Annotated in this window: 1 protein-coding gene; it reads right to left on the bottom strand. The window is 64.3% G+C overall.

Annotated features, from left to right (window positions below; genetic code table 11):
• Positions 1 to 359: hypothetical protein (locus tag G3I41_RS11225; RefSeq protein ID WP_164400054.1), on the bottom strand; the 359-nt coding region annotated here is incomplete at both ends.

The following is a 359-nucleotide window of genomic DNA, read 5'->3' as shown; positions in this document are numbered from 1 at the left end:
ACAACAACCGCTCCTGCTGACCAGCATCCAGAACCGGAATCCGGTCCAGCGCAGTACCCGGAGACTCCTCCAGCACACCCACCAGGTTCTCCACCACCGTGTGCAGCAACCCGCACACCATCTCCGAATCAATCGGAGCAACCGCCTGCACCACCAACCGGAACCCAGTCCCAGTGTCGTCAACCGAAGCCGTCAACGGATAGTTGTTGCCCTCGGAGGCCTGGAGGATTTCGATCCCGGCAACCCCAGTCTCCGGGAGATGCCCGCGCGCGGAGCCAGAACTCGGCTGGCTGTGTCGGTAGTTGAGCAGGGAGGTGAACAGGGGGCTCTGGGCGGGGAGGCTGGTGGCCTGCTGCGCG

This window comes from Streptomyces sp. SID9727, from assembly GCF_010550605.1.
Lineage (GTDB): Bacteria > Actinomycetota > Actinomycetes > Streptomycetales > Streptomycetaceae > Streptomyces.
The sequence above is the reverse complement of the archived record's forward strand: the minus strand, read 5'-3'. Positions and strand labels throughout refer to the sequence as shown.